This is a genomic window from Halomarina salina (genome assembly GCF_023074835.1).
Taxonomy (GTDB): Archaea; Halobacteriota; Halobacteria; order Halobacteriales; family Haloarculaceae; genus Halomarina; species Halomarina salina.
On the sequence record NZ_JALLGW010000002.1, the window covers coordinates 81,315 to 90,286 of the forward strand.

12 protein-coding genes are annotated in these 8,972 nt (G+C 59.7%); 5 read left to right on the plus strand and 7 right to left on the minus strand.

Translation table 11 applies throughout. The annotated features are described in order from the left end of the window. Positions 1-4: 4 nt before the first annotated feature. The 5 genes from MX571_RS16240 to MX571_RS16255 all read right to left on the minus strand — a co-directional run bounded on the left by MX571_RS16240 (position 5) and on the right by MX571_RS16255 (position 1,924). Positions 5-283 (minus strand): DUF8156 family protein, encoded by a 279-nt coding sequence (locus MX571_RS16240; RefSeq protein WP_465261041.1) that lies wholly within the window; start codon positions 281-283, stop codon positions 5-7. Between the two features lie 2 nt (positions 284-285). Beyond that, positions 286-504 carry a hypothetical protein gene (locus MX571_RS16245; protein ID WP_247418681.1) on the minus strand — a complete coding sequence of 73 codons (219 nt, stop codon included), beginning with the start codon at positions 502-504 and terminating at the stop codon, positions 286-288. Positions 505-1,097: 593 nt separating this feature from the next. Continuing rightward, positions 1,098-1,229, minus strand: coding sequence for a hypothetical protein (locus MX571_RS22510; RefSeq protein ID WP_282594676.1), 132 nt, complete (start codon positions 1,227-1,229; stop codon positions 1,098-1,100). A gap of 184 nt (positions 1,230-1,413) precedes the next feature. Further along, positions 1,414-1,677 carry a hypothetical protein gene (locus MX571_RS16250; RefSeq protein WP_247418682.1) on the minus strand — a complete coding sequence of 88 codons (264 nt, stop codon included), beginning with the start codon at positions 1,675-1,677 and terminating at the stop codon, positions 1,414-1,416. Further along, a complete protein-coding gene (locus tag MX571_RS16255; RefSeq protein WP_247418683.1) occupies positions 1,658-1,924 on the minus strand; it encodes an ArsR family transcriptional regulator in 267 nt (88 codons plus the stop codon). The genes MX571_RS16250 and MX571_RS16255 overlap by 20 nt, the downstream gene beginning before the upstream one ends. Before the next feature lie 218 nt (positions 1,925-2,142). Here MX571_RS16255 and MX571_RS16260 point away from each other — a divergent pair, with 218 nt between their 5' ends. The 4 genes from MX571_RS16260 to MX571_RS16270 are packed head-to-tail and all read left to right on the plus strand — an operon-like array spanning position 2,143 to position 3,042. Continuing rightward, positions 2,143-2,484 (plus strand): hypothetical protein, encoded by a 342-nt coding sequence (locus MX571_RS16260; RefSeq protein WP_247418684.1) that lies wholly within the window; start codon positions 2,143-2,145, stop codon positions 2,482-2,484. Next, positions 2,484-2,606, plus strand: a complete 123-nt coding sequence (locus tag MX571_RS22515; RefSeq protein WP_282594677.1) for a hypothetical protein — start codon at positions 2,484-2,486, stop codon at positions 2,604-2,606. The genes MX571_RS16260 and MX571_RS22515 overlap by 1 nt, the downstream gene beginning before the upstream one ends. Next, complete coding sequence (locus MX571_RS16265; RefSeq protein WP_247418685.1) at positions 2,603-2,782, plus strand: hypothetical protein; 180 nt, start codon at positions 2,603-2,605, stop codon at positions 2,780-2,782. Before MX571_RS22515 ends, MX571_RS16265 begins: the two co-directional genes overlap by 4 nt. Then, entirely contained in the window at positions 2,779-3,042 is a 264-nt protein-coding gene (locus MX571_RS16270) for a hypothetical protein (protein WP_247418686.1), read from the plus strand. The genes MX571_RS16265 and MX571_RS16270 overlap by 4 nt, the downstream gene beginning before the upstream one ends. A gap of 272 nt (positions 3,043-3,314) precedes the next feature. On the opposite strand, the gene MX571_RS16275 is transcribed toward MX571_RS16270, so the two are convergent. Further along, positions 3,315-6,248, minus strand: coding sequence for a hypothetical protein (locus MX571_RS16275; protein ID WP_247418687.1), 2,934 nt, complete (start codon positions 6,246-6,248; stop codon positions 3,315-3,317). Positions 6,249-6,326: 78 nt separating this feature from the next. Then, positions 6,327-7,223, minus strand: a complete 897-nt coding sequence (locus MX571_RS16280) for a hypothetical protein (protein WP_247418689.1) — start codon at positions 7,221-7,223, stop codon at positions 6,327-6,329. 609 nt (positions 7,224-7,832) lie between these two features. On the opposite strand from MX571_RS16280, the gene MX571_RS16285 reads away from it, so the two are divergent. After that, entirely contained in the window at positions 7,833-8,858 is a 1,026-nt protein-coding gene (locus MX571_RS16285) for a hypothetical protein (RefSeq protein ID WP_247418690.1), read from the plus strand. The last annotated feature ends 114 nt before the right edge of the window (positions 8,859-8,972 follow it).

Below are 8,972 nucleotides of genomic sequence, written 5' to 3' on the forward strand. Positions count from 1 at the left end.
TCTGTCAAGAGTTGTCGATAGATGAGCCCGTGTCGGTGTCCTCGTCGACCCGGTCTCTGAGCTCGTTGATCTCCCGCTGCTGTTCGAGCAGCATCGACAGCATGGCCGATGTCATCGGGTTAGAATGGTTCAGCATCCCCCCAGCGTCGGCGTGCGTTCGGGCCTTCCTCCAGAGGTCGTCGAACACGGGTTGCTGTCGTCGGCGCAGCGCTCGCCGGTAGTCGGTCCAGTCGCGCTCCATCCGCTGCAGCATATCTCGGTAGGTCGAATTCGTCTTTCCCATCGTCAGAACTCACTCAGTTGGCGGCTCGGGTCGTCGGTGGGCAGCTGGCGTGGGTTGACATCGACGCGCCAGTCCTCGATCTCGAACGAGGTATTGTACGTCGATTCTGGCCCCGCCCACGCTTCTGTAGTGAAGCGCATCTGCGCCTCGTGATAGCTCGCGTTCGGCATGATTGCAATCCCCTTCCCCTCCGCCGCGCGGTAGACGTGTAGTCGGTTCATGACTCGACCGCAGAGACACCCAACCCGGAGATAAGCGCTGGAGGGTTCGTTCCGATTATTCCGAAGAACTGAATTCGGCTCCGAAAGGCTACGAACGGACGAGTCCAAGCACTTCCGGCGGTTTCCGGGTCCGTTCCGACACTGCTGGAATGCGAGCTACCCCCAGAAAATCTTGGGCTGCAGCGATGGATATGGGCAGCCGTCCAGTGGACTATATCAACGCTGCTGTTGGTGTCGAGTCGATGAAACGGCCATTTGTTCCACCTGAAAGCCCACTACGGGTGGGGGAGTGTGTTCAGGTGCGGTACCGACGACCCCTCTGGCACACCCCTCCCCAACCGGTCACGCCGTATTGGCGACGGCGTACCGATCCCCCTCCGTTTCAACCAAGTCTCCATCAGCTACGGCGGTCGCGATTGCGTCGCGTGCACCAGCGGGGTCAGTGTGCTGTCGGCAAAGAATCCTTACGATCACGGATTCGGCGACACTGTCGCGTTGCTTTGGCGAGGTCTGGTATTCCGTAATCCGAACTGCACGGTCGGCAGGGCTCATATACGGGGTACAGAGGGAGAGAGGAAAGTGCTAACGACGTTTTACAGTGCCCCACTCATCAGGGCGATCATGAAGTCCAACGTCACTGTGACGACGAACGCAGAGGCCATTATAGCAAAGAACGCGTAGACTGCCGTTTGGGAATCAATCTGACCGCGACTGTCCTGTGCCATACACATATATTGGGATTGCAGATATTAAGTTTTCTGTGGGAATGATATGGCCATACGTGCGGCTCCAGCTTCTCTTCGTAGAGTCTACACCAAACAGTAGAATCTTCCGTGGATGTAGATGCGGTCGCCGCTGTCTTCAAGGCGACCGACGTCGTCAGCTGGGTCGAGACACGCAGGGCACGTCTCACTCATCGGTGTATCCCTCCTGCTCGACGGCGCGCGCCTCCTGGACCTCCACGGCCGGCACCTCGATGCGCTTCTGGATGGTTGGCGTCTCGGTCCGCGGGACGACAACCTCGATCTCTACCGGGAGGCTCAGCTCGTACGGGCTGAGTGAGGTACCGGGGTCGGTCTGGCGGGTGCGAATCGTCTCATCGTTCCAATCGACGATGAGAAACGCACTCAGTTGCTTGCGGTCGGCGTCGCCGTCAGTCTGTGATTGTGTCATCTCTGGGGTCATCCACGAGCATGTACTCGCCTTTCCCGAACCGATTGCTCAGGTGGCCAGCGAGGCTCATGTTCTTCATTCGGTTGTTGATCGTCTGCCGTACTGGTGGGCTGTCGTAGCCCTGCTCTTCGAGCGCCGCGAGAACGACCGCTGGGGTCGCAATCCCCCACGGCTCGCCATCCGCGCGGCCTTCCGTCAGGACGTCGAGAATGGCGCGGTCTAACTCGTCGAGGTCATCCGGATTCATGGTGTCCGGTGGTTCTGCTCGCGACACGCTAATGACTACGGTCTTGACCTTACTAATAGCTTGTGAGAAAGCTAATCTAATAGTCACTCCATTGAATTTGCTATTAGCAAAAGTATTAAGAGGATAGCCGATATACTCTGTAGTAGAGACGCAGGGTGCCACGAGAGGAAGTGGCCGCGTGGTAGGAACACGCGACCTGTGCTCTGCCAACCAGAGCAATGAACGCTACAATCCACTCGGATGAAAACCCCGTTGCATCGCTTCGCATCCCCTCGCTGGGGGTCGCCAAGGAGGCGGCCACCCAGGGCGTCCGCGCCCGCGTCGAGTACCGCTCGCGCCGGACCGGCACGCTCCAGGACGTCGAGGGCGAGATCGTCGCCATCCACGCCAGCTCGACGGCCTGGAAGGGCCAGTACTCACTCGACGTCGCCACCGACGACGGCCGGACGATTATCGTCCACGCCGGGCTGCGCGAGGTGCACAGTGCCACCGACCAGTGTATGACCCGCCTCGGTCGGCTGACCGTCATCGAACCCGCCGCGAGCGAGGGTGAGAACTGATGGCGACACTGTACGGGAAGACGTGTCAGGGCGGTTGTGGCCGCCGGATGCTCGTCGGGAAGGGCGACCGACCCGTCTGTCCGGCCTGTCTGGCGGCGGCCCCCGAGGAGGTCGAAGCGTGACGCTCGCCTGCGAGCAGTGTGGTGGGACGTGGTCGCTCCGAATCGTCAGCGGGTCGGGAACGGCGGACACCGGTGTGTTCGAACGTTACGAGTGCGAGCACTGCGGGAACACGGGGACGCTCACGTACGACGGCGTCACCAACGAGACGCGGCTCTCGGGGCTGGTGTCGAAATGAACCGTCGCGAGGCGTACGCCGCGGGCTACGAAGCGGCCCACGAGTACTTCGACGTCACCGACCGCGGCGCGGACCACCTCGCCAGCGACGAGACGTTCGCCGCCGCGGCGTTCCTGCGGTACCACGCCGACCTGTACGAACGCTCGCCGACCACGGGGGAGGAGATCGCCGAGGAGTTCGGCGTCGCGGCGATGGCCCTGGAGACCGCCTTCGAGAAGCGTGGCGAACAGCTCCTCGAGGAGCACGCGGAGGAGGCGTAGATGGGGCGCTGGGGTCGGTCGGACCAGGAGATCCGCCTCGATATCGCGAGTGCCGTCGGCGAGGAGCGTGACATCCTCACGGCGCAGCGAGAGCGTCACGAGCGCGACTGGAATCGCTGATAGCTGCCCCAACTGTTCGCTTATATTGCCCAACAATCCAACCAACCCGTAGCGTCGCCACTACCCGTCTGTTCTAACCCCTCCGGTTCATCTGGAACACGATACCAATCCCCAGAGTGGACACACCGCGTTTCGACAGAAATCCCTGACAGTTACCGACCCAGCAGCGCCGCCAGTCGCGACCGGAGCGACTGACTGTTCTCGACGTGTGCCTCGAGGTCGGTGAGGCGTTGCTCGAGATTCCCGACACCACTCTGTCCGCCGTTCGCGAGCGAGCCCCGCAGCTCGCCGCCGGGCGTCATCCAGATCGGGGCGACCACCTCGTCGGCCTCACCGACCTGGAGGTCGGGCGTGACGTTCAGCGCCGACAGCGATGGCCGGCAGCCCGACTCGTAGAGGATGCCCCCATTATCGCCGAGGATGGTGTTCTGGAACGTGTGTGCCGCCAGGTGACCATCGCCGGTCGACTGGACAGAGATGCCCGCCCGGCCCCCGCCGAGGTAGGTGTTGTTCGCGATGAGCGCCGTCGAGTGCTGGACGTTGGGCGTCTTGTAGTTGTAGGCGGCCGTCGCGGCGTTCATCGCCATGTTCCCGCGCATCACCGTGATGTTCTCACCGCCATCCCCAGCCACCCGGACGAGGTACTGCGAGCGGCTATCGCGAACGTGGTTGCCCTCGATGAGGAACTGCGCCGGCCGCGTCCACGTGTTGACCTCCGACCCGCAGAACAGCGCCTCCTCGCCGGTGTGTCGGACGTAGTTACCGCGGAAGACCACGCCGTCGATAGGGTCGGAGTTTCGCGCGTAGGCGTTGATGCCCTTCCCGCCGACGTCGTGCACGTAGTTGTCGGTCGCCCAGACGCCCTGGCACCCCACGAAGTTGACTGCGTGGGGCTGGTCGGTCTGGCCGTCATAATCGCCCCAGCCGTGGACCTCGCAGTTGCGAACCGCCGCTGCGGTCACGTTGTCGAAGCGCACCCCACCGCGAGCAGTGTCGTTCTCGGCAGTGCCATCGAGACCCACGCCGTCCAGAGTGATACACCGGCCACCGCGGAAGCGGAGCAGGTGTTCGAACTCGCCGACGCTGTCGGAGGCGACGAGCCTACCGGGCCCGTAGACGTCGACCTCGCCGGCGTCGACGATGACGGTCCGGTCACAGACGAACGTCCCCCGGGGGACGAACACGACCGAGCACGTCGTGATCGCCTCGATTAGTGCGGACGTGTTCGTCGACGGGTCGGCGTTCGGCGCAGCACCGAACTCGGTGATCGATCCCCACCCCGCCGGCCTCGAGGGCGTCGGCGAGCCCGTGTCGGTCCCACCTGTGGAGTCATCGCCCGAGGAGTCCCCGGAGCCATCGCCAGAGCCATCCGAGGAATCCCCGTTTCCCGCGTCACCACCCGAGTCGGTATCTTCTGGAATCGGGACGGCCGGCCCGCCGTCGACCTCCCACGCGGGCGTCTGCATGTCGCCGTATTCCTCAGACGGGATGACCTCGCCGGCGAGCGTCAGCGTCGCGGCGTCAGTAGGCTCGACGCGAATCACCGAGAACGCCTCGACGTCGAAGGCGGCGACCTCGTCCGTCCGGAGCGTCCCGAACGCACCGTCGTCAGTGCCGTCGTCCTGGACGTCGGTCCCCGCCAGCGTCTCGTCGGTCGGTGTGACTGCCGTCCCGCGAACGTGATAGCGGAGCGGCGCGCTCGCCTCGAGGGTGAGGCGCTGCGTCGACGTGCCGTTGCTCCCGCCGTCGGTGACGAGCTCGCCGTACTCGCCGCGGATGGCCTGTCCGCCGACACTGATGTCGGTCGTCCCAATCTCGACGTCCGCACACCCCTCGATGTCGACGCCGACGTCGGCGTTCGGCATGTTGATCTCGAGCTCGTCGATGATGCTCCCGTGGCGTGCGTCCAGGTCGACGACCGGCTTCCCACCACAGTCGCCACTCCCCTCGATCGTGACGTTGCGGATATCGAGTCCCCAGGGCTTCTCGGGGGGCTTGTGACTCGGGAAGCGCTGCTCTTCGGGCGACCGCGCCCAGATGGCGGGCATCCCGTCGGCCTCCATTTTGAACGTGCAGTCGTGGATGTCGACAGCACCGTCCGAGGCGTTGATCGCGAGAAAGCCGACGCCAGGGTCGAACGTCGACTCGTAGACGAACTCACAGTTGTAAAAGCCGCCGCCCGTCTTGCCGTACTCAGCACTGCTGAGATAGACGCCGTTCGTCCCCGAGGGGCTCTTGTTCTCCTCGCTCGTGGAGTTGCCCTCGTCCGGCCCATCGTAGACCGGATCGTCGGGGAGCTCCAGGAGGTTGCGGCCGTCGGCACTGTTCCAGTCGATGACGACGCGGACGTTTCGGAACTCACAGCCCTCGCCGGCGGCCGACCTCATCGTCGCCATGTCGTTGGTGTGCAGCTCGCCACCGTCGAACGAGAGACTGCCATCGTGTTTCCCGGCGTAGAGCCCGCCGTCCCCACCCTGGTTCTTGATGACCGCGTCCTGAAAGTGAAGGTGGCCCTGGTGAGCCTCGAAGATGCCGCCCGCGCCATCCGAGGCGCTATGCCCCTGGAACACCGACGGGCCCTCCTTCCGGTAGCGCCGTATCTCGCCGACGCCGTCCTCGTCGAGGATGTGTGGCCACAGCGACCACTCACAGACCGGCTCCGCGCCGGAGAACCCGACGTGCTCGATGTCCTCCAGGAGGAGGCCGTCGTGGACGTCGAGGCGGAGGCCGATGTCTCCCTCGGCGAACGACTCGCCGTTATCGGGCTGAAGCCCGCTGATAGCGACGCGCTCAGCTCCATCGAGGCAGATGAGCCACTTGCGCTTGGGGTTCTTCGCGTGCCAGTTGTCGGCCGTGAACGTCGCGGTCCCCCCGCCAGCCACCTCAACGATGCAGTCTCTCGGCGCTGCGGTGTCGCCGAACTGTCGGACTGTGGCGGTGTACTCGCCGGGCTCGAAGACGACGCGCGTGTGGTCGGTCATGAGGGCCGTGATATCAATCGGGCCGTCGCCAGGGCTGACGTGGACGGTCTCTCTGATTTCGAAGTCGTACGACTCGCCGTCGATGGTCTTGGTGATAGTCTCCATAGGTAGTGTAGGTAGCTGCAGCTACGGGCCGCTCAGTTGCTCGCCCGAGAAATCCAATGAAACCGCGTGTTGGCCGGCTCAGATGCCCAATATACCAATACCGATGAGGGCTGAGAGAGAGACCATCGTTAGGACCGCTACGGTGACTCGACGTGCTTCTTGGTTAAACGGGCGAAGTGTTGCCTGCTCGATGTTCTCTCTCATCTTCTCGCGCTCCCAATGGATAGAGTTGGCCACCGCGAGGGAAAACGGAATAGCTGGTACTACCACTAGTACTGAAATCATCATCCAATACTCGCCTTCTAAATGAGCATGTCCCATCACCACTGTTAGAATTTTGAGCAAGGGGAAGACGATATACACCAACTGAACCCCTGGCGAGTAATCCGTTTGCGTTAGCCAATCTTCTATAGGGAGGCCGAAGATCTCACTCCCAGCGACTAGTATCCCCATCCAGAGGAACGTGGCCAGAATTCCTCGCCAAGACCATCTTTTCCACAGTTCGACGTGATCGGCATTGTTCTCACTTCTTTCAAAGTCTGGAATCCGCGCTGGCGTCTGGCGTCGAAGGAATCCGATGATGGCCCCACGCGCCCACAAGAGCATTCGGATTTGGATGACCAGCAGGACCCCTGTGAAGTATGCTATAACGGCTATCAGTGAGGACACCGCCACCAACTCCAGAAGCATCGGCATATCCGATGGTGCCGTGGTGATAATCAACGCTGGGATGTACATCCCAATTATTCCAAACAGCACCTGAACCGTAACTGCCAGCGACCACTCAAGGCCATTTACTATGGCCGTCGGTAATTTGGCCGCAGCAGCCATGTACACTCTGCACTCGCTTTTTATGAACTCCCCCAGTGCGATGATTCTGTGGACTGCTCTCTTCACTCTCTTCCCGATTTTCGAGAGTCTAATCGCAATCCAAAAGACCGCAATAAGGGCGTAGTATTTTCCTCGGCCACCCATACACCACGCAGTGTGTCTGTAAATATTAACTTTCCTGATTGGCAACTGTTTGAACAGGTGCCATGATAGACGCCCGCCGCGAACATGTCAGCTAAGTATTCTCCGGCAACTCAAACACGGAGAACGGTGTATATCGTCAGCAATTGCCTCGCCACGAGTTACTGATTGATAATCCTCCTCAGACTTGTGCGGTAATCCACAGATAGCGTTGCCTTCATCGTCGGTCTCGTGGTAGGCGTACCCCATTCGAGGAGGCGTCAACTTCCCAATCAAGACAGTGTCCTCTCTTGCTCGGTCATCCTTCTTCGCTGCGACGTTTCGTTCAGCAGATGTCGGGCGAGGACCCGTACCGATACCTCTTGACTCAGAGCATTTGTGGGGAGCCCCATTTTGAATCAGAGAGTTACAGTCAGCACATCGTTTGAAATGCTCGGAGATCAGCTCACCGGTCGACTTCATCATGCGGATTATTGAGTGACCGAATATTTATATTTCGATTCGCTGAATCGACAGGCTGAGCTACACATAGTGGAACGCTATTTGTAATCGAGGTGCACCGCTATCGTATGCCGATGGCCATAAGCCACTACGAACATTCAATCACCCTACATGGGACAATTCCCACGATACACTTACATTTCTGATTTAATAGACACTCCAGGACGGAAGGCGGTATTTGGCATGGTATTCCTTATTATCTTAACAACTACCGGACGATTTGTCCTGTATTCAGTTGGGTTCCTAGACTTGGCAACTGATGCAGCTGATGCTTGGATACCGATGGGGCAAGCGGTACTATCAGGAGCGGAGCCGTACGCGGATTTCCCGGATAACAAACCACCTCTATTCATATTCCTGACCATTATTGCGTCGGTGGTGGGGTACGTCCCATTTATGATGGTCATTGTCGGACTTGCAAACGCCACAATTGTGGTAGAAATATATGGTTGGCTCTCCCGAGAACGCCGAGAAGTTGCGGGTGTAATTGCTGCAGGGATTGGGACCGGGGCAATCCTCAATACTATGGTAAGTTATCCGATGTTGAACAACAAAACCATCAGTATCGCAGTCCTCCTCATTTCACTTCGATTTCGCAAACCAGTTCACCTAGGGCTCGGAGTCGGGATCTCTTGTCTTTTAGCGCAACAGTCCATCCTTGCCATCCCTGCTATCATGTGGTTTCGGTTACGGACGATTCGGGGAGCTGTGGTATTTTCTATCACCGGTATGGCTGTAGCGGCGGTTTCATTCTTAGCCATCGGATTGGTTTGGAGTCTAGATTCGATGTACGCATCTGTAGTGCAAAGCCTAATTGTCACCGGTAGCTATACTGCCGGGACGTCGAGTTTTGGGACTCAGATTTCAGTTTGGAATATGCCTGCAGTGTGGGCGGAGAAGGCAATTAGACGCCAGCAATTTCTCATTCTTCCCGGTGTCGCAGCAATGTTCGGCGTTCTCTATGGTTATCTAAAAGGTGCATTGTCGAAACGCCGGCTCTTTGAGATTAGTCTAGCAATCTGTTTCATTACTCTTCTGTTCGTCCGTCCATGGTACCACTACGGCTATTACCCTACAGTCCCCCTCTCAATCCTCGGCGGGTGGGGAGTAACTGAGTTTGTCAAGGACACGTTATAGTATGCTTCGCAAGAGGACGATGCAAAGTCTGCATTGTAGATTCGCTCACGTAGACGTAATGGGACGGTCCGTTCGGTCAAAGAATGGATTGGAAAACAACCCAAACGCCTACTA

Coding starts and splice junctions, on each gene's coding strand:
- MX571_RS16240 (WP_465261041.1), bottom strand. CDS start 283: ATGGGAAAGACGAATTCGACCTACCGAGATATGCTGCAGCGGATGGAG.
- MX571_RS16245 (WP_247418681.1), bottom strand. CDS start 504: ATGAACCGACTACACGTCTACCGCGCGGCGGAGGGGAAGGGGATTGCA.
- MX571_RS22510 (WP_282594676.1), bottom strand. CDS start 1,229: ATGGCACAGGACAGTCGCGGTCAGATTGATTCCCAAACGGCAGTCTAC.
- MX571_RS16250 (WP_247418682.1), bottom strand. CDS start 1,677: ATGACACAATCACAGACTGACGGCGACGCCGACCGCAAGCAACTGAGT.
- MX571_RS16255 (WP_247418683.1), bottom strand. CDS start 1,924: ATGAATCCGGATGACCTCGACGAGTTAGACCGCGCCATTCTCGACGTC.
- MX571_RS16260 (WP_247418684.1), top strand. CDS start 2,143: ATGAACGCTACAATCCACTCGGATGAAAACCCCGTTGCATCGCTTCGC.
- MX571_RS22515 (WP_282594677.1), top strand. CDS start 2,484: ATGGCGACACTGTACGGGAAGACGTGTCAGGGCGGTTGTGGCCGCCGG.
- MX571_RS16270 (WP_247418686.1), top strand. CDS start 2,779: ATGAACCGTCGCGAGGCGTACGCCGCGGGCTACGAAGCGGCCCACGAG.
- MX571_RS16275 (WP_247418687.1), bottom strand. CDS start 6,248: ATGGAGACTATCACCAAGACCATCGACGGCGAGTCGTACGACTTCGAA.
- MX571_RS16280 (WP_247418689.1), bottom strand. CDS start 7,223: ATGGGTGGCCGAGGAAAATACTACGCCCTTATTGCGGTCTTTTGGATT.
- MX571_RS16285 (WP_247418690.1), top strand. CDS start 7,833: ATGGGACAATTCCCACGATACACTTACATTTCTGATTTAATAGACACT.